The organism is Ruegeria sp. YTSA226 (assembly GCF_059609905.1).
Genome location: NZ_JBXWMQ010000001.1, coordinates 1 through 19,621 on the forward strand (window position 1 = coordinate 1; position 19,621 = coordinate 19,621).

The 19,621-nt window shown below is 56.8% G+C and carries 19 protein-coding genes and 1 tRNA gene; 10 read left to right on the top strand and 10 right to left on the bottom strand.

The features are described from left to right. From AC2FFF_RS00005 to AC2FFF_RS00025, 5 genes are all read right to left on the bottom strand, one after another. Positions 1 to 75: transfer RNA gene (locus tag AC2FFF_RS00005), tRNA-Glu, on the bottom strand. Between the two features lie 98 nt (positions 76 to 173). Further along, positions 174 to 1,916: a single-stranded-DNA-specific exonuclease RecJ gene (recJ, locus tag AC2FFF_RS00010; protein WP_281972339.1), complete on the bottom strand. Its 1,743-nt coding sequence runs from the start codon at positions 1,914 to 1,916 to the stop codon at positions 174 to 176. 91 nt (positions 1,917 to 2,007) lie between these two features. After that, positions 2,008 to 2,991 carry a class II fructose-bisphosphatase gene (glpX, locus tag AC2FFF_RS00015; protein WP_271946243.1) on the bottom strand — a complete coding sequence of 328 codons (984 nt, stop codon included), beginning with the start codon at positions 2,989 to 2,991 and terminating at the stop codon, positions 2,008 to 2,010. A gap of 69 nt (positions 2,992 to 3,060) precedes the next feature. Next, the gene (locus AC2FFF_RS00020; protein ID WP_142634682.1) at positions 3,061 to 4,347 is read right to left on the bottom strand and encodes a homoserine dehydrogenase; all 1,287 of its coding nucleotides are present in this window, start codon (positions 4,345 to 4,347) and stop codon (positions 3,061 to 3,063) included. A gap of 124 nt (positions 4,348 to 4,471) precedes the next feature. After that, complete coding sequence (locus AC2FFF_RS00025; protein WP_142634680.1) at positions 4,472 to 4,720, bottom strand: hypothetical protein; 249 nt, start codon at positions 4,718 to 4,720, stop codon at positions 4,472 to 4,474. Between the two features lie 100 nt (positions 4,721 to 4,820). Here AC2FFF_RS00025 and AC2FFF_RS00030 point away from each other — a divergent pair, with 100 nt between their 5' ends. Further along, on the top strand, positions 4,821 to 5,408 hold the full coding sequence (locus AC2FFF_RS00030; RefSeq protein ID WP_281972338.1) for a TetR/AcrR family transcriptional regulator: 588 nt from the start codon (positions 4,821 to 4,823) through the stop codon (positions 5,406 to 5,408). A gap of 7 nt (positions 5,409 to 5,415) precedes the next feature. On the opposite strand, the gene AC2FFF_RS00035 is transcribed toward AC2FFF_RS00030, so the two are convergent. After that, positions 5,416 to 6,327, bottom strand: a complete 912-nt coding sequence (locus AC2FFF_RS00035) for a pirin family protein (RefSeq protein WP_281972337.1) — start codon at positions 6,325 to 6,327, stop codon at positions 5,416 to 5,418. Positions 6,328 to 6,486: 159 nt separating this feature from the next. On the opposite strand from AC2FFF_RS00035, the gene AC2FFF_RS00040 reads away from it, so the two are divergent. After that, a complete protein-coding gene (locus tag AC2FFF_RS00040; RefSeq protein ID WP_281972336.1) occupies positions 6,487 to 6,957 on the top strand; it encodes a hypothetical protein in 471 nt (156 codons plus the stop codon). A 71-nt stretch (positions 6,958 to 7,028) separates the two neighbouring features. Here the strand turns inward: AC2FFF_RS00040 and AC2FFF_RS00045 are convergent, their stop codons facing one another. Genes AC2FFF_RS00045 through AC2FFF_RS00055 form a run of 3 tightly spaced genes read right to left on the bottom strand, consistent with a single transcriptional unit; the run spans position 7,029 to position 9,857 of the window. Then, positions 7,029 to 7,709, bottom strand: coding sequence for a hypothetical protein (locus AC2FFF_RS00045; protein WP_281972335.1), 681 nt, complete (start codon positions 7,707 to 7,709; stop codon positions 7,029 to 7,031). Positions 7,710 to 7,713: 4 nt separating this feature from the next. Further along, complete coding sequence (locus AC2FFF_RS00050) at positions 7,714 to 8,247, bottom strand: TadE/TadG family type IV pilus assembly protein (RefSeq protein ID WP_142634669.1); 534 nt, start codon at positions 8,245 to 8,247, stop codon at positions 7,714 to 7,716. After that, complete coding sequence (locus AC2FFF_RS00055; protein ID WP_281972334.1) at positions 8,244 to 9,857, bottom strand: TadE/TadG family type IV pilus assembly protein; 1,614 nt, start codon at positions 9,855 to 9,857, stop codon at positions 8,244 to 8,246. The genes AC2FFF_RS00050 and AC2FFF_RS00055 overlap by 4 nt, the downstream gene beginning before the upstream one ends. Positions 9,858 to 10,189: 332 nt before the next feature. On the opposite strand from AC2FFF_RS00055, the gene AC2FFF_RS00060 reads away from it, so the two are divergent. The 4 genes from AC2FFF_RS00060 to rpoD all read left to right on the top strand — a co-directional run bounded on the left by AC2FFF_RS00060 (position 10,190) and on the right by rpoD (position 16,195). Beyond that, positions 10,190 to 11,620, top strand: a complete 1,431-nt coding sequence (locus AC2FFF_RS00060; protein ID WP_271946263.1) for a Glu/Leu/Phe/Val family dehydrogenase — start codon at positions 10,190 to 10,192, stop codon at positions 11,618 to 11,620. A gap of 145 nt (positions 11,621 to 11,765) precedes the next feature. Next, on the top strand, positions 11,766 to 12,062 hold the full coding sequence (locus AC2FFF_RS00065; protein WP_142634663.1) for a hypothetical protein: 297 nt from the start codon (positions 11,766 to 11,768) through the stop codon (positions 12,060 to 12,062). A gap of 80 nt (positions 12,063 to 12,142) precedes the next feature. Continuing rightward, on the top strand, positions 12,143 to 14,092 hold the full coding sequence (gene dnaG, locus AC2FFF_RS00070) for a DNA primase (protein WP_281972333.1): 1,950 nt from the start codon (positions 12,143 to 12,145) through the stop codon (positions 14,090 to 14,092). 114 nt (positions 14,093 to 14,206) lie between these two features. Beyond that, positions 14,207 to 16,195: an RNA polymerase sigma factor RpoD gene (gene rpoD / locus AC2FFF_RS00075; protein WP_142634659.1), complete on the top strand. Its 1,989-nt coding sequence runs from the start codon at positions 14,207 to 14,209 to the stop codon at positions 16,193 to 16,195. A 193-nt stretch (positions 16,196 to 16,388) separates the two neighbouring features. Here the strand turns inward: rpoD and AC2FFF_RS00080 are convergent, their stop codons facing one another. Continuing rightward, on the bottom strand, positions 16,389 to 17,366 hold the full coding sequence (locus tag AC2FFF_RS00080; protein WP_281972332.1) for a helix-turn-helix domain-containing protein: 978 nt from the start codon (positions 17,364 to 17,366) through the stop codon (positions 16,389 to 16,391). A gap of 422 nt (positions 17,367 to 17,788) precedes the next feature. Here AC2FFF_RS00080 and AC2FFF_RS00085 point away from each other — a divergent pair, with 422 nt between their 5' ends. The 4 genes from AC2FFF_RS00085 (at position 17,789) to AC2FFF_RS00100 (ending at position 19,591) form a co-directional block, all read left to right on the top strand. Next, the gene (locus tag AC2FFF_RS00085; RefSeq protein ID WP_496731802.1) at positions 17,789 to 18,136 is read left to right on the top strand and encodes a thiol-disulfide oxidoreductase DCC family protein; all 348 of its coding nucleotides are present in this window, start codon (positions 17,789 to 17,791) and stop codon (positions 18,134 to 18,136) included. A 41-nt stretch (positions 18,137 to 18,177) separates the two neighbouring features. Continuing rightward, entirely contained in the window at positions 18,178 to 18,681 is a 504-nt protein-coding gene (locus AC2FFF_RS00090) for a DUF4166 domain-containing protein (RefSeq protein ID WP_281972407.1), read from the top strand. A gap of 78 nt (positions 18,682 to 18,759) precedes the next feature. Then, a complete protein-coding gene (locus AC2FFF_RS00095; RefSeq protein WP_142634653.1) occupies positions 18,760 to 19,158 on the top strand; it encodes a hypothetical protein in 399 nt (132 codons plus the stop codon). A 19-nt stretch (positions 19,159 to 19,177) separates the two neighbouring features. Continuing rightward, the gene (locus AC2FFF_RS00100) at positions 19,178 to 19,591 is read left to right on the top strand and encodes a secondary thiamine-phosphate synthase enzyme YjbQ (RefSeq protein WP_281972406.1); all 414 of its coding nucleotides are present in this window, start codon (positions 19,178 to 19,180) and stop codon (positions 19,589 to 19,591) included. Positions 19,592 to 19,621: the final 30 nt, after the last annotated feature.

A 19,621-nucleotide genomic window follows, 5' to 3' on the forward strand; every position in this document is an offset into this window, starting at 1 on the left:
TGGTAGCCCGTAGGGGAATCGAACCCCTCTTTCCAGGTTGAAAACCTGGCGTCCTAACCGATAGACGAACGGGCCACGCTAGCTTGTGGGGGGCCTTTTACGGTTTCACTCTGACCCCCGCAAGCCGAAAAACGCAGGGTTGTGAAAGTTTTTTGGCGGTGGCGAATGCGGCCTTAGATCGCCTCGGCGGCATCTTCCAATCTGAGTTGTACGGTTTGCCGTCCACCCCATGTGTTCACCTCAAGTCGTCCGGCGAAATGAAAGCGCGCGCCGCCGTGATTGGTCAGCCGTTCCCCCATTGGTCCGTCAAAGGCGCCAAACGCGATGGCTTCCAACCCGGCACCCACCCCGTCTGATAGCGACAGCTTCAGATGGGAGTCGCCGACCCGCTTGGCAAAGCGCACCTGTAAGTCCGGAAAGGCATACCGCGGAGCCGGAGCACTGGCGCCGAAAGGCCCTGCTTTTTCAATCTGTTCAATCAGATCGACAGTGGCCGCGCCGGGCATAAGTGTGCCTTCCAGTTTCAGGTCTGCAGGGCCGGTTTGACCTGCCCCTTGTTTTGCCAGCAATTCGCTGAGCCGTTCCATCGCCGGTTCCAGCTGATCACGCATGACCGTCAGGCCAGCCGCCATCTTGTGGCCGCCGCCCTTGACCAACAGACCTTCCGCAGCCAGCCGCTGAATCGAAGCGCCCAGATCGACACCGCTCACGGATCGGCCCGATCCTTTGCCCTCATCCCCGTCCAGACCGATGACGATGGCCGGGCGGTTTGCGGTTTCTTTCAGGCGCGACGCGACGATGCCGACAACGCCCGGATGCCAGCCTTCCCCGGCCGCCCAGACCAAGGGTGCATCAAGGCCCCGTTCTTCGGCCTGTTCCATGGCGGCTGCCCGAACCGCATTTTCAATATCGCGCCGCTCGGTGTTCAACTCGTCCAGCCGTTGGGACAGAGCCTCTGCTTCATGGGTTGAATCGGTGCTGAGCAGCCGGGCACCCAGATCGGCCTGGCCGATCCGGCCCCCTGCGTTGACGCGCGGGCCCAGCATGAACCCCAGATGATAGCTGTTGGGCGCGGAATCCATCCGCGCCACATCCGACAGCGCCACCAGACCCGGTCTTTGTCGTTGCGCCATGACCTTCAGCCCCTGACGCACAAGCGCGCGGTTTGCACCGATCAACGGGGCCACGTCCGCCACCGTGGCCAGCGCCACAAGGTCTAGCATTGCAATCAGGTCAGGCCCTTTTGCACCCGCTTCGCGCAACTGCCGTCCGGCCTCGACCAGCATCAGGAACACAACGGCGGCGGCACAAAAATAGCCAAGATCGCCGCTTTCGTCCTGTCTGTTCGGGTTCACCACGGCCACGCAATCGGGCAAAGTTTCACCACCAAGGTGGTGGTCCAGGACGATGACATCGGCCCCCTTTGCGGCGGCGATGGGTTCATGGCTGAGGGTTCCGCAATCGACGCAGATAATCAGATCATGCGCGGCGGCCAGTTCCTGCATCGCCGGGACATTGGGGCCATAGCCCTCATCAATCCGGTCAGGCACATAGAGCGTCGCCTGCAGGCCCATCTGACGCAACCACGTGAGTAGCAGAGCAGCCGAGCTGCCGCCATCCACGTCATAATCGGCAAAGATCGCAATGCGCTGCTTTAGACGGACCGCAGTCAGAAATCGCGTTGCAGCGGTTTCCATGTCTTTCATCGCGCGCGGATCGGGCAACAGCTCTTTCAGTTTGGGTTCTAGAAATCCCGGTGCTTCCATTGCCGGAACACCGCGCCGGGCCAGAACCTGGCAGACAGCCCTCGGCAGGCCGGCTTGTTGTACCAGCATCTCGGTCGCGCGCTCTACATCCGCCGAGGGGCCGACCCAGCGACGTGCTGACAGTGAATGTTCAACCCCAAGAAAGCTCATGTCCTGCCCCTGATGTGCCAAGGCCGGACCCTCGCGGACCCGGCCTTATCATTTCTATGGATAGCCCTGCACGATGGTCAGGCGCAAGAACTTAGCCGTCGCTATGCGACCACGTCGGCGTGCGGTACGACATACGCCGAACCGACCCGGTTTTCGACCGCATCAACAGGGTGGTGGTTTCAACCCAGCCCGGCTCGCGCTTGATACGCGGCAGCAAAGAGCCGCCGGTGACGCCGGTTGCGGCAAAGATCACATCGGCGGTTACCATCTCATCGCGCGAATAGATGCGGTCCAGATCGGTGATGCCCGCTTTGGCGGCGCGGCCGCGTTCGTCATCATTGCGGAACAGCAGGCGGCCAAAGATCTGCCCGCCCATGCATTTCAGCGCTGCGGCGGCCAGAACACCTTCGGGGGCGCCGCCTTGGCCCATATACATGTCGATCCCGGTGACTTCGCTTTCGGCGCAGTGCATGACGCCAGCAACATCACCATCGGTGATCAGGCGGATAGATGCACCGGTTTCGCGAACTTCGGCAATCATAGCCTCATGCCGAGGGCGTTCCAGAATGCAGACGGTAATGTCGGCAGGCTCGCAATCCTTGGCCTTGGCCAGTGCTTCCACACGTTCGCGCGGGCTCATGTCCAGGCTGACAACGCCTTCAGGGAAACCCGGGCCAACGGCCAGTTTGTCCATATAAACGTCCGGTGCATGCAGCATTGATCCGCGCGGGCCCATTGCTATCACAGTTAACGCGTTGGGCATGTCCTTGGCTGTCAGCGTGGTGCCTTCCAGCGGGTCCAACGCGATGTCGACGCCGGGACCATTGCCGGACCCGACCTCCTCACCAATATACAGCATCGGTGCCTCGTCGCGCTCGCCTTCACCGATGACAACGACACCGGCGATATCCAGAAGGTTCAACTGTTCGCGCATGGCATTCACAGCGGCCTGGTCAGCGGCCTTTTCATCACCCCGTCCAACCAGCGAAGCCGAAGCAAGCGCAGCCTGTTCCGCAACCCGCGCCAGGCCCAGAGACAACAGGCGGTCATTGAAATCAATCTTGGCAGCACTCATTTTCACTATCCTCAGGTCAGTATCGGCGTCTTGTCCGGCATAGCCTGCGTATCGTGCAGGCCGCAAGGGTCAAACCTCTTCAATCCGCAAAGCAACCGGAGTGCCCGAAACAACATCGGTCTCGTGCAGGCCCAGCAAGGCGACATCCAGCGTGGCACGGGTGGTTTTGTGGGTAACTATCAGAACCGGCGCGGTGCTTTCCGCATGGGCGTATTGGCGCATGCGATCAATCGAGACCCCGGCATCGCCCAGGATGGCCGCAACTTTGGCCAAGGCGCCGGGTTTGTCCAGCAGACCCAGACGAAGATAATAGGGGGCAGGGCGACCAGTCAGCGCTGGCACTGCGTCCTGCAAAGAACTGGCAGGGCGGCCGAAGGTCGGAATCTGAAGCCCACGTGCCAGATCGCAGACATCGCCCATCACCGCGCTGGCCGTTGGACCCTCGCCAGCTCCGGGGCCACGCAGAACAACCTGCTCGACCGCGTCGCCTTCGATCACCACCATATTGGTGCCGCCTTCAAGCTGGCCCAGGGGCGAGTCACTGGGCACCAAACACGGCTGCATCCGCTGTTCAAGCCCCCGTGCCGTGCGCTGAGCCACGCCCAACAGTTTGATCCGGTATCCCATGTCATGGGCCTGGTCGATGTCATCCAGACTGATCTGCTGAATGCCTTCGATCTCGATCCCGTCGAAATTCGGTTTGGTGCCGAATGCGATCGAGGCGAGCAGCGCCAGTTTATGCGCGGCGTCTATCCCGCCCACATCCAGATTTGGATCGGCTTCAAGGTAACCCAGCTGTGCGCATTCGTCGAACAGGGCGTTATATCCCTGCCGCTGCGATTGCATCCGGGTCAGGATATAGTTGCATGTGCCATTCATCACCCCCATGACGCGGGTGATTTCGTTGCCCGCAAGTCCTTCGGTCAGGGATTTGATCACTGGAATGCCGCCAGCCACGGCCGCTTCGAAGCGGATCACACGGCCCGCGGCTTCGGCCATTTCGGCCAGTTCCTGACCGTGAATGGCCAACAGGGCCTTGTTGGCGGTGACGACATCCTTACCACTGGCTAGCGCCGCTTCGACCGAGGCTTTGGCAGGTCCGTTTTCCCCGCCCATCAGTTCAACAAAAACATCAATATCGTCGCGCTGTGCCAATGCGACAGGGTCAGTTTCCCAGGCATAATCCGACAGGTTCACACCGCGATCCTTGCCAGCGTCACGCGCGGAAACCGCTGTGATCTGGATGGGACGACCCGTTCGTGCCTGCAGCAGGTCGGCATGGCGGCGCACGATCCTGACGACACCCACACCAACAGTTCCCAAGCCCGCAATTCCAAGCCGCAGCGCCTGTGTCATCCTGTGGGTTCCTTTCCGCTCGAATATCCTAAACTGGGGTGTTTCCCCGTTCCCGCTGCCTTAGCGGGTTCAGCGCCGAGGCGCAATCCGCGACACCCATGCCGGGCGGCAGAAAACCTGAGGATTAATTGGTCTGAGCGTTTTGCAATGCCGTTGCCTTTTTCTTCAACGCCTTGCTGCGGTCGGTCAATTCACTTTCGACCTCTGCCGCTTCGTACAGCGGGTCAACAGGCACAGCGAAAACATCTGCCAGTGGGGTTAATTTGGGGTAGGGGGCCGATTGCACATTTGGCCCTTCGCGGTCTTTCAGCTCGGGAAAATTGGTGCATCCCAGGCAGAGCAAAACTAGGGGCAGAAGAAGAAGGGGCTTCATGATGAAACCTTATTGTGGCAACTGGCATCGGTGATGCACTTTTTGTCCGGTCGTTTCAAGCGGGCTTCTATCTGAACATCCGTTCAGATATGGTGGATACATGGCACGTACACAAGGCTCACACTCGGACATTACCGGCCCGCGTATCCGGCAGGCAGCGCTTCGGCTTTTCGCGCGCCATGGGTATGCTGCTGTTTCCATGCGGAAAATTGCGGGCGAGGTTGGGGTGCAGGCCGGGGCATTGTACAATTACACCCCGGATAAGCAGAGCCTTCTGTTCCGTTTGATGCGCGACCATATGCAGGATTTGTTGTCCGCCTATGGCGAGCAAAAGCAAACTGGCGATCCGCAGGTTGCTTTGCGTCGGTTTGTCGGATTTCACATCCGGTTCCACCTGCAGCGCCCCGACGAGGTATTCATCGCCTATATGGAACTTAGGAACCTCACGCCCGAAAACTTCGCCGAAATAGAGGATCTGCGCCGCAAGTATGAAGACGGGCTTGAAGCCATTTTGCGCGAAGGTCAGCGGGCGGGTATCTTTGCGGTCGCGGATACGAAGATTGCGACATTGGCGGTCATCGCCATGCTGAACGGCGTCATGACGTGGTATCGCGCCGGTGGGCGGCTTTCGCTGGACGAGGTTGAAGCCGTCTATTGGGACATGGTCCGAAAGGCGGTGACTGCTTAAGGGGCAGTCAATGTGCCGGCCGAATAAACGTCCCGTTGCGCAATTCGCGAAAAGCCTGTTCCAGCTCGGTCCGGGTGTTCATGACGATGGGGCCGTGCCACGCGACCGGCTCATTGATCGGTGCGCCGGAAATCAGCAGGAACCGGACACCCTCCGGACCTGCCTGAACGGTCACTTCGTCACCACTCCCAAACCGAACCAGAGTTCGGTCCCCCGACATGTCACGAATGTTCACCTCTTGGCCGCCAACTTCTTTTTCCAAAAGGACCCCCGCAGGCCGCGAGGCATCAGCAAAGGCGCCCGCGCCTTCGAATACATATGCAAATGCGCGACGGTAGGTGTCTATGGGGAAGGTCTTCTTCACACCTGCCGGAATTTGGATGTCCAGATACTGAGGGTCGGCGGCGATGCCGTCGACTGGGCCTGTCTTGCCCCAAAACGTCCCCACGATCACACGGACAACGGTTCCGTCATCGTCCATGATTTCAGGGATCTCTTTGCGCGGTACGTCCTGATATCGCGGTGTTGTCATCTTTTGGGCCGCGGGTAGATTGCCCCACAGCTGAAACCCGTGCATTTGGCCGGTTTGGCTTCCCTTGGGCATTTCCTGATGCAGGATCCCGGACCCTGCCGTCATCCACTGCACATCACCCGCGCCAAGTGTTCCGTTATTGCCAAGTGAATCCGAATGCTCAACCGAGCCGGACAGGACATAGGTGATCGTCTCGATCCCGCGATGCGGATGCCATGGAAATCCAGCCTGATAGTCCTGCGGGCGTTCATTGCGAAAGTCGTCGAACAGCAAAAAAGGATCCAGTTCTGACGGGTCCTGAAAGCCGAAAGCGCGGTGCAGTTTAACGCCTGCCCCCTCCATCGTCGGTATGGCCTTTCGGGTTTCCAAAGTCGGTCTGAGGGACATTGCTGTGCTCCTGTTGCTATGGGGAAGATGTACCGCACCGCCATGGCGGGTCAATTTGCGCTGAAACACGCAACCTGTGCGAAATTCAGCAGGTGCGTTCGCCTCTGTTGTTTGGCTGGGAAAGTGGCTAAACCCAACTGCAAAGTGGGAGAGCAGCAAATGCAACAAGAAGTTCTGGCCGTGGTCAAAGCCTCATCACCCAGGCGGTGGATGGGTGTCGGAATGTTGTCGACCGTGGGCTTTCTGGTTGTTTTCGTCGCGCTTGCCGCGCCGCCGGAGCCATCCTGGCAGGCATTCCTGTTTGTGGTAGGCGCGGCGTCCTTTTGGCTGGCCTATCGCATGTGGCAGGCAACCTCGGATTGGATCGAGCTGACTGAGACCGAACTCAGAACCGGGGCAGGGCAGCCGATCGCCGCAATAGAAGACATTGAAACCGTCGAAAGAGGTGCGTTTGCCTTCAAGCCGTCGAATGGCTTTCTGGTAACAACCCGGCAATCAGGTGCAAATAGATGGGCGCCGGGGCTGTGGTGGCGCTTGGGACGCCGCGTTGGCATAGGCGGCATGACATCCGCCGCCGAAACCAAATTCATGTCCGAGATTTTGTCTGTGATGGTGGCAGAACGCGGCTAGGTCAGACCTTCAGCGCCACCTCGTTATTCGAAGGCGGGGTGGAAGGCACTAAGATGCCATCCCACGCTGTCCTAGTTCGTTGCGCTTTCCGCACTCGCACCGGAATCCCCTGTGCCAGGGTCCTCGATTTCACCGATCTCGCCAGACCCGTTGGGATTTTCCTCAATTTCAACAACGCCCGACACATTTGCCGCAACCTCATTGGTAAAGCGTGGGCGTGTAAAGACGAAATTTTCAAAGACATGTTCGCCTTTGAGGAAATCTACCCCATAGATCGAGTCAAAGACCGGAATGTAAGCATTCGCCGTTTCAACAATGATCAGTGTGTCCTGGTTCGGCATAGGCGGCAGGTTATCACGCATGCGGTCGATATTGTCGTCGGTCCAGATGCTGTCGTAACCGCGCGCGGTTGACCATCTGACGTAATGACGATCATCCTGTTCGTCGAACACAACCAGCGACACGCGCAGATTCATCTGTGATCGGTTGTTGACCATCGCCACCAGCAGCGAATGCAATGAGGTGATATATGTGTCCGTGATCGTGCCGGTCTCGCGAGAGATCAAATCGCCAACCGTATATGCCGCTTTAAGGTTAGATGCGCTTTGGCGGAAGCCGTCGAAATACGTGAAGGCGCCTGTGATCGTCCACACCAGCATCGGAAAGACAAGCAAAGCCTCAACCGTGAGTACCCCACTCTCGTCTTTCGTCTTGGATTTCAGAAGATTCCGGAGCTTTGAAATGAAAAACATAGGCTTACAGAGGCTCCTGTACGAAGGCAGTCGTCGCGGTAAGTTCGATCTGGCCTGATTCATCCGACAAAATACGCCCCATCGCCGATGTAGGGAAAATCGGATCGACCTTTGCGCAGGCCCGAAGGATCATCAACTCGTTCGAAAGGCCATTTTCGAAAGCGCGAACTGGGTTCACTTCTTCAGAATTGTCAGTGCAATCCGGGACAGGCGGAAGGTTCAACCCGACAAACGCGCTTTGTTGCAGCATCTCCAGCTGCAAGTTGGTGGTACAGCGTTTGATCACTACGACGCGATCACAGATCGTACTTTTTATCTGATCATGCGTTGGGTTGGTGCCCGTGCCGAGGCGAATGTCGCGAACTGTCTGGTCCACAGCCCGCTCTAACATCGCCTGCTGCAAGGTGACCACCGAATATTCCATCGCACTCAGGATGAAGAACATGAATGCCGGGAAGATGATCACAAACTCGACGGTGACCGCCCCATCTTCCCTGCGTCTCAGGCTTCGCAGCTTTGAAACAAGGGCTCCGATCATTGGGTCAACCGCAGTTTTCTGATCGACGACGCGATAGAAGCAAATGCGTCTTCCAGGTCCAGACCGTTCACATTGTATACATGGCTGTCCGAGCTGGCACAGTCCTTGATGGTTTTGTACCCGGCCCTGGGTGCTTCGAAGGCGATGCCATAGACAATGACGCCCTCATCTTTGGCTGCGTCACAGATATGCTTGGTGCGCTGGTTCTTGGCCGAAGTTTCAACTTTGGCATACGCTTTCGAGTACCACTCGGCCCATGCACTTGACTGCCAGTAATAGTTATATCTTGCATTCCAGGCCAAAGACACACGGTTGAAGAGTTCTGGATAGGTCAGGCGAACAGCCGTACCCAATTCTTCGTTGGCTGGTGTCTCTGGATCAGGATTGCCGAACGGATGGTCCGCCCATGTGTTCTGCTGTGGCCAGAAAAAGTTAGGCCGACCCTGCGAATGGTAGACTGTGTATTCGGAGGCCTCAGCATTGTACCAGACATCCGACAAGCCCTCCCGAAGGGACGGGTTCAGCATATACTGGTCCGTGTTCTGACCGTCGGTCATTACGATTACAATTTTCAAGATGTCCGAGTTATAGTCTGACGGGCGGGTCCGGAAGTGATTTGGAACGATGTTGTCGTCAGCCAGGTCGCTCACAATGCCACGAACGCTTGGGTCCAGGAAGGCCACGCCCCATTTCATGCCGACATCTATCGAGGTGTTCCCGGTTGCAGTCAACGCCTTGATCTGTTTGGTCAAGGCCTCCAGATTATCGGTAACAGGCGTAATCGCACTGCCATCGCGGACCGGGCAAACCGGTGTTCTGATCGAGCCTTCGGAATAGGTGAAGGGGTCAAAATGCGCGGTGCGTTCCAGCCTGTCATCACGCTCCAGGTCTGTGTCGCTATACTGTTCAGGGATAAAGTTCACACAATGGGAGTAGTTGTGCTCTGCTGTAACGTTGGTGAATTTGCTCAGGATGGGTTCACCCGCATTGACCTGAGTTGCGTAAGGCACGATCGAGATCGAAATGCCCGTGCGGTTCGGATCATCTGAATCCAGCATCAGCGTGACAAATTCTGTGGCCGCATCCTGCAGAAGCGCAATTTTGCTCTTCCCGCCAGAACTCGAATAGTTGTTCATTGAGCCTGAGATGTCGAGAACCAGCGAGATTTCAACAGCTCCAATGCTTTCGACGGCCGTGCTGGCCGCGTTAGCGGTCAAGCTGTTGACGCCAGAGAAATGCATAAAGTGGGTTTTGATGGTCGCCTCGGCGGTGGCTGATACTTTACGTGATCCAAAGCCTTCTTCCACCACGACGGAAGTGATTTTGCCGCCCAGCCCGGCCTTCTCGAAATAGGCATCGACAATTTCGCGTGCGGGCTTTTTCTGATCAAGGTCAGCGGCCGCAAGAACGGCGCGGTCCAATGTTGATTGCAGATTGGCGCGGTCGCGTTCGAAATTCATTAGGTCAACGCCAGCCCCAGTCGAGGCGATGATCACCAGGAAACCCAACAATACAAAGATTGTGAATGTACCGTCTTCGCTTTTTGCGAACCGGCGCGCGCTTAGCGCGGATTTAGCGCCGCTTTTGCTTTCGCGTAGAAACTTGGGCATTTTCATCTTGCAGACCTCGCTGAGCAGACATCCAAAGCTGCTAAGGAAAAGTTAACGTATGGAAATTAACTGCCAAACGTGGCGGGAATTGGGCGAAAAGGGCCCAGTTTTGGCTGGTTTGAGGGAAATTGAGGGATAATTCCGGACCGTTGCGCGGGGCTGTATTCGATGCGTGAACAATTCGGCGGATAATGTCTGGGTTTGGCGACTCAGCCAGAGTTCGAATATTTCCCCGTAACTTGAGATTTTATTTCTGCTTAAACATTGATCGTTTAGCAAAGGGGTGCGACAAAACGTCAGAACGCAAGTCGTTCGCCGGCACGGAGGTTTAAATGACGGCCACAAAAGAACCCAGCTTTCGAGAGAGTGTAGATCTTATGTTTAACAGGGCAGCGTCCCTGATGGATCTGCCTCCGGGCCTTGAAGAAAAGATAAGGGTCTGCAACGCCACCTACACTGTACGCTTCGGCGTCCGGCTGCGCGGTGACATACACACGTTCACCGGATATAGGTCGGTACATTCCGAACATATGGAGCCGGTGAAAGGCGGCATTCGCTATGCTTTGGCGGTGAACCAGGACGAAGTCGAAGCGCTGGCGGCGCTGATGACCTATAAGTGCGCCCTTGTCGAAACGCCATTTGGCGGATCAAAGGGCGGCTTGTGTATAGACCCGCGCCAATACGAAGAGCATGAGCTTGAACAGATCACCCGCCGGTTCGCCTATGAGTTGGCCAAGCGCGACCTGATTAACCCGTCACAGAACGTGCCAGCCCCGGATATGGGGACGGGTGAGCGTGAAATGGCGTGGATGGCGGACCAATACGCCCGGATGAATACAACTGACATCAACGCGCGCGCCTGTGTGACAGGCAAGCCGCTGAATGCTGGCGGTATTGCCGGACGGGTCGAGGCCACGGGCCGCGGCATTCAATATGCGCTGCGCGAGTTTTTCCGCCATCCTGAAGACATTCAAAAGGCAGGGCTGTCGGGCAAGTTGGACGGCAAGCGCATTATTGTTCAGGGCTTGGGGAATGTGGGCTACCACGCTGCCAAGTTCCTGAGCGAGGAAGACGGCTCTCGTATCGTGGGCATCATTGAATGGGACGGAGCGCTGTATAATCCCGACGGGATCGACGTCGAGTCGGTTCGCCAATGGATTGTCAAGCATGGCGGCGTCAGCGATTATCCCGACGCCACCCATTCCGCCGAGGGAGGGGCCGTGCTGGAAGAAGAGTGCGACATCCTGATCCCGGCGGCGCTGGAAGGTGTGATCAACCTTGATAATGCCGATCGCATCAAGGCCCCGTTGATCATTGAAGCTGCAAACGGCCCAGTGACAGCTGGTGCAGACGAAGTTCTGCGCGATAGGGGCGTCGTGATCATTCCTGATATGTACGCAAATGCTGGCGGTGTGACCGTTTCGTATTTCGAATGGGTTAAGAACCTAAGCCATATCCGGTTTGGCCGCATGCAGCGTCGCCAGGAAGAGTCGCGGCACGAGCTGATCGTCAGTGAACTGGAACGGCTGGACCGCTATCTGGGCGATGCCTGGTCCATGTCTCCGAACTTCAAGGCGAAATACCTGAAAGGTGCGGATGAGCTTGAGCTGGTTCGTTCGGGGCTCGATGACACCATGCGGATTGCTTACCAGTCGATGCGTGAAGTCTGGCACAGTCGCGACGATGTCGAGGATCTGAGGACCGCGGCCTACATCGTGGCCATTGACCGTGTCTCGAAAAGCTACCGCGCTAAGGGGCTTTGACAATACTCTCTGCGGGCGGTTGGCATCTGATCCCTCGCCCGCAGGACCAAGGCGCAACAGGGCTGCGCAAGATGCAATTCGACGATGGCGCGCATCCGCGCCCGGCAGTAGACTTCAGCGACGAGAACGAATCCCGGAGACCACCATGTTGCGTATTGCCGTCGCGGCTATTTTACTGGCCACACCTCTGGCTGCTCAGGAAACAAAAGAACAAAGCTGTCAGCATCAGGCGGATGTCGTGGCGGCGATCCAGCAGGCGCGACTTGACCGCGTGAAAGAGCGCGACGTGCCGCAAGCCGTGGCCGATACAGGTCCGACCTGGCCCGCGAACTATAATGCCGCGATCCCGCTGATCACCCCTTGGGTCTATGAGCAGAAGATGCGCGATGTGCGCAAAAAGGATCTCGGCGCCACGTGGATGGAGCTGTGCCTGCAGCAGTAATCCAAAACCTTGCGATTTCTTTGCGGACAAACGCGCGCCTTCCCCTTGGCGCGCGTTGCTGTTTCTGTCAGGTTTAACCCATGTCATTACCACCCGGTTTTCTGGATGAGTTGCGCACCCGGCTGAGCTTGTCTCAGGTCGTCGGGCGCAAAGTCATGTGGGACGCGCGCAAGTCCAATCAGGGCAAGGGCGACATGTGGGCTCCGTGCCCGTTCCATCACGAGAAGACAGCATCGTTCCACGTCGATGACCAAAAGGGATTCTATTACTGCTTTGGCTGCCATGCCAAAGGGGATGCGATCAGCTTCGTGAAAGAGACCGAGAATGTCTCGTTCATCGAAGCGGTCGAAATTCTCGCGCGTGAAGCCGGGATGCCGATGCCAGAACGTGACCCCAAGGCGCAAGAGAAACAGGATCGTCGCACGCAACTGGCCGAGGTGATGGAACAGGCGGTGCAGTTCTTCCGGTTGCAACTGAAAACAGGGGCAGGTGGGGAGGCGCGCGATTATCTGGCGCGGCGCGGCTTGAAAGAGCGGGCGCTGGATCGGTGGGAAATCGGCTTTGCGCCCGACGGTTGGCAGGCGCTTTGGGATCACCTACGCGGCAAGAACGTTGCCGAAGATCTGATCCTTGGTGCGGGTCTGGCGAAACCCTCGAACAAAGGTAAAAAGCCCTATGACACGTTTCGGAACCGGATCATGTATCCGATCCGGGATCCGCGCGGGCGTTGCATTGCGTTCGGTGGCCGGGCGATGGACCCCAATGACAATGCGAAATATCTGAACTCGCCCGAAACCGAACTGTTTGACAAGGGACGCAGCCTCTATAACCAAGGCCCCGCGCGGCAGGCTGCCGGCAAAGGGCAGCCATTGATCGTGGCCGAAGGATATATGGATGTGATCGCGCTTGCCGAGGCCGGTTTTGGCGCATCGGTGGCCCCATTGGGCACCGCAATCACCGAGCATCAGTTGCAACTGCTGTGGCGTATCTCGGACGAGCCGATCATTGCGCTGGATGGCGACACGGCGGGTTTGCGTGCTGCGATGCGGGCGGTCGATCTGGCCCTGCCGCTGCTTGAGGCAGGAAAGTCCTTGCGCTTTGCGCTGATGCCCGAGGGCAAAGACCCTGACGACCTATTGCGGGCGGAAGGACCGGCAGCCGTGCAGACGGTTTTGGAAGGCGCCATGCCGATGGTCCGGCTGCTGTGGCAGCGCGAAACCGAAGGCAAGGTGTTCGACAGCCCCGAACGCAAAGCAGCTTTGGACAAGGTCTTGCGCGACAAGATCAAGCTGATCCGTGACCCGTCGATCCGGTCGCATTACGGGCAAGAGATCAAAGACCTGCGCTGGCAGCTGTTTCGCCCTCAAAGGCAGCCACAAAACCGCACCTGGCAAACGCGCGGGAAATGGAAGCCCCAGCCACAACCGGCCACACCGGGCGCGCGGGCGTCATTCCTGGCATCGTCCGACAATGCCGATATCCAGATGCGCGAAGCCGCCATTCTGGCCATCGCCGCATTGAACCCCCAAGTCGTGGTGCAGTTTGAACACCAACTGGAAGAAATGGAGTGCCGTGACCAAGATCACGCGGGCCTGCGTGATGCCATTCTACGGCACGCGATAGATGATCCTGAGAACCTCAAACAACATATTGCGGAAACTTTGGGACATCACGCCCTTGAAAACCTGCTGACCCTTCGCCATGTCGCAGTGATCCCCTGCGTGAATAAACCGGGCGACGTTGAAAAGGCCGAAATGACATTGGCTGAGGAACTCGCCAAAATCAAAGCTCTCAGGGGTCTGGACGCAGAGATTGCCGAAGCCGCAGAGGAGCTGTCCGATCTGGACGATGAAGCGTTGACCTATCGCTTGGCGCAAGCTGCCGAAGAGCGCAACAGAACAAGCCGGAGCCAGAATGAAGACAGGGCCGTTTTCGACATCGCTGACAATGGTGCGCGAATCAACCGCGACGAGAAGGATGCGTTTAAGGCAATCATGTCAGGTATCAATTTCGAGCGAAAACGCCGGTAATGTGGTGTTTTCGTAAGGCACTGGAAAAGAAAAACAGGTAAACGGGTGGCCGAATCACTTCAACGCGCTAATGATTCGGTTCAATCGAATCACCCATCCCTGCAGGAGCATTGAATGGCCGCCAAGGATACAAACGAAGACAGCAAATCCGACGAGCAGGAACAGGAAATCTCGCTGGACATGAGCCAGACTCAGGTCAAGAAGATGATCGCCGAGGCTCGTGAGAAAGGCTACATCACCTACGACCAGCTCAATCAGGTCCTGCCGCCTGATCAGGTCAGCTCGGAACAGATCGAAGACGTTATGTCGATGCTGTCCGAGATGGGGATCAACATCATCGAAGATGAAGAGGCGGAAGAGGAAGAGAATAAAGGCTCGACCGACCTGATCACAACGGAAAGCAACCGTGAGGTCACGCTGGCCGGTGCCGCCGCCGAAAAGCTTGATCGTACCGATGACCCGGTGCGCATGTATCTGCGCGAAATGGGTTCGGTCGAACTGCTCAGCCGTGAGGGCGAGATTGCTATCGCCAAGCGGATCGAGGCTGGTCGTAATACGATGATCCTGGGGCTTTGTGAAAGCCCACTGACCTTCCAGGCGATTACGATCTGGCATGATGAATTGCTGTCCGAAGACATTCTGCTGCGCGACGTCATTGATCTGGAGGCCACTTTCGGCAATCAGATGGACGAAGACGGCGATGTCGAAGAGCCGGTCGTCGACACTTCGACCGTGCAGGCCGCAAAGCCCGCCAAAGAAGAAGGCCCCGAGCTGGATGCCGATGGCAACCCGATTGCGACCGATGATGACGATGACGAAGACGAGCAGGCGAACATGTCGCTGGCTGCTATGGAAGCTGCTCTGAAAGATCAGGTTCTGACTACGCTCGAGCGTATTTCGACTGATTTTGCGATGCTGAGCGAAATGCAGGACAGCCGGATTTCGGCAACCCTGAACGAAGACGGCACATTCAGCGACACGGACGAAGCGACCTATCAGAAGCTGCGCGCCGAGATTGTCGAGCTGGTGAACGGCCTTCATCTGCACAACAACCGGATCGATGCTTTGATTGACCAGCTCTATGGCATCAATCGTCGGATCATGTCGCTGGACAGCTCGATGGTGAAGCTGGCGGATCAGGCCCGCATCAACCGTCGCGAATTTGTTGACGCCTATCGTGGGCGTGAACTGGACCCGAACTGGCTGGCAGAGATGGCTGAAAAGCCGGGCCGGGGCTGGCAGATGTTCATCGAACGCTCGACCTCCAAGGTCGAGGAACTGCGCAACGATATGGCTCAGGTCGGGCAATATGTTGGCCTGGACATCAGCGAATTCCGCCGCATCGTACAGCAGGTCCAGAAAGGCGAGAAAGAGGCGCGCCAGGCCAAGAAAGAAATGGTCGAAGCCAACCTGCGTCTAGTGATCTCGATCGCCAAAAAATACACGAACCGTGGTCTGCAATTCCTTGATCTTATTCAGGAAGGTAACATTGGCCTGATGAAGGCCGTAGACAAGTTCGAATACCGCCGCGGGTATAAGTTCTCGACCTACGCCACCTGGTGGATCCGTCAGGCAATCACCCGATCCATCGCGGATCAGGCACGCACGATCCGTATCCCGGTCCATATGATCGAGACGATCAACAAGTTGGTTCGGACCGGACGTCAGATGCTGCATGAAATCGGCCGCGAGCCGACGCCGGAAGAACTGGCCGAAAAGCTGCAGATGCCGCTGGAGAAGGTCCGCAAGGTGATGAAGATCGCCAAGGAACCGATCAGCCTGGAAACGCCGATTGGCGACGAAGAAGACAGCCAGCTTGGCGATTTCATCGAGGACAAGAATGCTGTGCTGCCGTTGGACAGTGCTATTCAGGAAAACCTCAAGGAAACGACCACACGTGTTCTGGCCTCACTTACCCCGCGGGAAGAACGGGTTCTGCGGATGCGGTTTGGCATCGGTATGAACACCGACCACACTCTGGAAGAGGTCGGCCAACAGTTCAGCGTGACCCGCGAACGTATCCGTCAGATCGAGGCGAAGGCGCTGCGAAAACTGAAACACCCCAGCAGGTCGCGAAAGTTGCGGTCGTTCCTGGATCAGTAACCCAGAAAGGCGCCTCGACCGAGGCGCCTTTTTCGTTTGAAACCACTGTTCACGGTGGCTTGTAGAAACATCAATTTGGCGAGAACTCACAAGAAGCCCGCTGCGCGTCTTCCTATATCCGCAATGTCCACTCATGGGACGGGCCGGGGCGAGGCTGCAAGGCTGACGACCCCCGGCTACCTCAAAGTTACGATCACGGGTCCAGGCGGCTGCGGAAAGCGCTGGGCGCGCGACCCGTCCACCGTTTGAAAGCGGTGGAAAAGGCGGGTTGGTCTGCGTAGCCAAGTGAGAATGCAATTTCAGATAGCTGCATACCGTTGGTGATGAAAGTTTGGGCCAGATCACAGCGCAGATCGTCTGCGATCTCTCGATAGCTTGACCCTTCATCCTTTAGCCGACGCGCAAATGTTCGCGGGCTCATGCCGAGATTGGCGGCTATGTCATCGGCTTGCGGAAAATTTCCCGGCATCGAACGTGTAATCAGACCCTCGACCTGCGCCCGCAATTTTTGCTTAGGCGAGGCCCGTTCTGCCAGAACGCGTTCCCCGTACCCAATCAGATGCTCTCGAAGCATCGGGTCATATGTGGGCACGGGAAGATCCAGAGATGAAGGCGACAGAACAATCTCTAGGTTTTCTGCTCCAAACTCTACCGAAAATCCTGCAAGCTTTTGAAATAGATTTCTTTTCTCTCCAACCTCGTGTTGAAAGCGAATTGCTATGGGGTGGAAGTCTGACTGCGTCAGGTTCCGCATTCGCGCCAGTGTCCCAAACATCAAAAACTCTGTGCGTCTGTGATACCGGGCAAAACTTGCGTCTTCCCAGTCCGCCTCGAAGGACACAAAATTCCCGACATGGCGCAGACTGAAGGTTATTGTGGGATCTATGATGCGAGAGAAGCGGGTTGTGTTTTCAAACACCTGTCGGAGGTCACGAGAGTACTTGCTGATATAGGCCGTAATGCTAGAGGCCGAACTGACTTTTGAACCCGCATAGGCGGCAAAAGTTATGTCGCGCATAGCGTCGCAGGCATATCTGATGAACATCGCCTCAGTTTGCGCACTGTAGACTGTAGTGGGGGGAGCGATTGCCGCTCGGCTTAGACCGCTGCGTTCCAAAAGCTGGTCTGCCAACTCTGGGCCGCCCGAACGCTCATCTACCGTTCGGGTCAAGTGTTGAATTCTGGCAATATCAAGCTCCATATCCAATTCTTAATGCTTTCGCGAAAAATTTGAACCCAGTTTGTACGAGTGCAGGCAAACCCATCTGGCAGGTTTTCACAAGTTTCTGGCACTTTTCAGCAAGGATATAGCAACGCAAAGGCATAGTTACCTCGTGTTGTCGGGTCAGCACCTTATTGGGATGAGGGTAGAGCTCCGGTCGTCTCAGACTAGCGATCGGTAGCTCCCCGGCACGTTTCATCTGAAAACCTACGTGTCGCATTGCGGATTTTACCCTTCAATGGCACGGTCCGGTTGTGGCGAAATTGATCTGGTATCCAATGCAAGACCGGGCGATCTCAGATGTGGGAACCGAGCAGAACCTCATCGTTTTTGATGGAGAATGCGTGCTGTGTTCTCGATTTTTCAGGTTCATGCTGTGGGCCGACACAAAGAAGCGGTTCAAGTTTGTAATTGCCCAGTCCCCCATAGGACAAAGCCTTTACCGGCAACTCGGCCTGCCCACCGACGAGTTTGAAACCAATCTTGTGATCGTTGACGGTGTTGTGCATCAGCGCTTGGATGCTTTTGCTGCTGCAATGCGCAGCTTACCCGCTTTGTGGCCTGTTCTGTCGGCCTGTCGATTTCTTCCGCGGTTTTTGAAGGATCCGCTTTATCATTTCATCGCGCGCCACCGATTTGCATTCTTTGGACGGTTCGAAACGTGCCTGGTTCCGGATTCATCCATGAAAGCGCAGTTCTTCCCCGGAGGGTATGCGTGAGGCCGGACCCATTTCTGCAGGCCCTTCCAGCCAATTCTGAGGTGCCGGATGCGGTCCGAAAATTCCACAGTGAAACGGCAGAGTTTACAGGACTATGCAGCATCCAAAGAGGAACCGGGTGGTTGACCTCTTTGTCATTGTGGTTGGGTGGGTTTCCCCCCGGTGCAGATACTCAGACGGTCCGCATTCGAACCAAACTCAATGGCCAGGAATGGGAATGGTTCAGGGATTTTGGCGGGCATGAGACGCTGTCTCATCTGGTCTACGACGCAGACAGGCGGTGCGTGAAAGAGAGGATCGGAGGGCTGACCATCTGGATGCGCCCACAGGTTCGAGGTCAAAAGCTGCATTTGAACATCCTGCGCCTCACTCTATTGGGGGTGCCATGCCCAAACTTTCTTTTACCGCGTTCGGCGACGGTGGAATGGCAGGATGATCAAGGCCGGTTTCGGTTCGATGTTTCGGCAGAAATGCCGATGTTGGGTCAACTGATCCGATATCGGGGCTGGCTGATGCCGGTTCACGTAAATAGGAACAATGCCTGAATTGAACGTGAGGTGGCTTTGCCATGGCCGCCTGCAATCTACTTTAATATTTATCAAGAAACATGAGAGAGTAGCATTATGAAAAAAGTGATCACATCTGCGGTTCTGGCCGCCGCCACGTTGTTTGAACCGGGGGCGGTGACAGCAGCACCAAACGGTTTTCAGACTGTTGCAGTAAACGACAAAGTGTTTGAGGTGATCCCGCGCGCGCGCAGGGATGTGGATGGCTATTGGTGCGCTGCTGCAGATTTTGCTCGTCGCAGCTTAGGGGCAGGGTGGCAGCAGAATATCTATGTTGTGCGTGGATATGGCCCAAGCGAAGCCACCGGTCGCCGCACGGCGGTCCAATTCTCGTTGACCCCTCCAGCAAATGTCGAGCAGAGCACAAGCTTTGTTTCCATTGGTTTCCAGCCGGGGCAGAGCAGGTCCGTCCAGAACGCGAATGGCCTGTGTTTCCGGCAGCCAATTTTTGACTGAAGAAGGTAAGACCCGCGTTTTGCAGACCGAGTTTATCATTTCAACGCAGGGGCCGGGGCTGTATGAGTTCACCTCGGATATACGAGACTGGCTTGCCCCAAGCGGTTACGACGGATTGTTGACCCTGTTTGTACGCCATACCTCGTGTTCTCTGGCCATTCAGGAAAATGCGGACCCCGAGGTGCGGACAGATTTGCAGGCCTTTTTCGAACGTCTGGTCCCACCGGCGGATGATCCGTCGATGGCGTATTTAAGCCACACCTATGAGGGGCCAGACGATATGCCAGCACATATCAAAGCTGCGTTGCTGCCTGTGTCCTTGGGCATTCCTGTCGCCGCAGGGGTGCCCATGCTGGGGACATGGCAGGGCGTTTATCTGTTTGAACACCGGACCCAATCACACAACCGACGCGTCGCTGCGCATTTCGCGTGACCCCTTTATTTAGCGGTAAAAATTTCCGAC

Coding starts and splice junctions, on each gene's coding strand:
- recJ (WP_281972339.1), bottom strand. CDS start 1,916: ATGAGCTTTCTTGGGGTTGAACATTCACTGTCAGCACGTCGCTGGGTC.
- glpX (WP_271946243.1), bottom strand. CDS start 2,991: ATGAGTGCTGCCAAGATTGATTTCAATGACCGCCTGTTGTCTCTGGGC.
- AC2FFF_RS00020 (WP_142634682.1), bottom strand. CDS start 4,347: ATGACACAGGCGCTGCGGCTTGGAATTGCGGGCTTGGGAACTGTTGGT.
- AC2FFF_RS00025 (WP_142634680.1), bottom strand. CDS start 4,720: ATGAAGCCCCTTCTTCTTCTGCCCCTAGTTTTGCTCTGCCTGGGATGC.
- AC2FFF_RS00030 (WP_281972338.1), top strand. CDS start 4,821: ATGGCACGTACACAAGGCTCACACTCGGACATTACCGGCCCGCGTATC.
- AC2FFF_RS00035 (WP_281972337.1), bottom strand. CDS start 6,327: ATGTCCCTCAGACCGACTTTGGAAACCCGAAAGGCCATACCGACGATG.
- AC2FFF_RS00040 (WP_281972336.1), top strand. CDS start 6,487: ATGCAACAAGAAGTTCTGGCCGTGGTCAAAGCCTCATCACCCAGGCGG.
- AC2FFF_RS00045 (WP_281972335.1), bottom strand. CDS start 7,709: ATGTTTTTCATTTCAAAGCTCCGGAATCTTCTGAAATCCAAGACGAAA.
- AC2FFF_RS00050 (WP_142634669.1), bottom strand. CDS start 8,247: ATGATCGGAGCCCTTGTTTCAAAGCTGCGAAGCCTGAGACGCAGGGAA.
- AC2FFF_RS00055 (WP_281972334.1), bottom strand. CDS start 9,857: ATGCCCAAGTTTCTACGCGAAAGCAAAAGCGGCGCTAAATCCGCGCTA.
- AC2FFF_RS00060 (WP_271946263.1), top strand. CDS start 10,190: ATGACGGCCACAAAAGAACCCAGCTTTCGAGAGAGTGTAGATCTTATG.
- AC2FFF_RS00065 (WP_142634663.1), top strand. CDS start 11,766: ATGTTGCGTATTGCCGTCGCGGCTATTTTACTGGCCACACCTCTGGCT.
- dnaG (WP_281972333.1), top strand. CDS start 12,143: ATGTCATTACCACCCGGTTTTCTGGATGAGTTGCGCACCCGGCTGAGC.
- rpoD (WP_142634659.1), top strand. CDS start 14,207: ATGGCCGCCAAGGATACAAACGAAGACAGCAAATCCGACGAGCAGGAA.
- AC2FFF_RS00085 (WP_496731802.1), top strand. CDS start 17,789: ATGCTGTGGGCCGACACAAAGAAGCGGTTCAAGTTTGTAATTGCCCAG.
- AC2FFF_RS00095 (WP_142634653.1), top strand. CDS start 18,760: ATGAAAAAAGTGATCACATCTGCGGTTCTGGCCGCCGCCACGTTGTTT.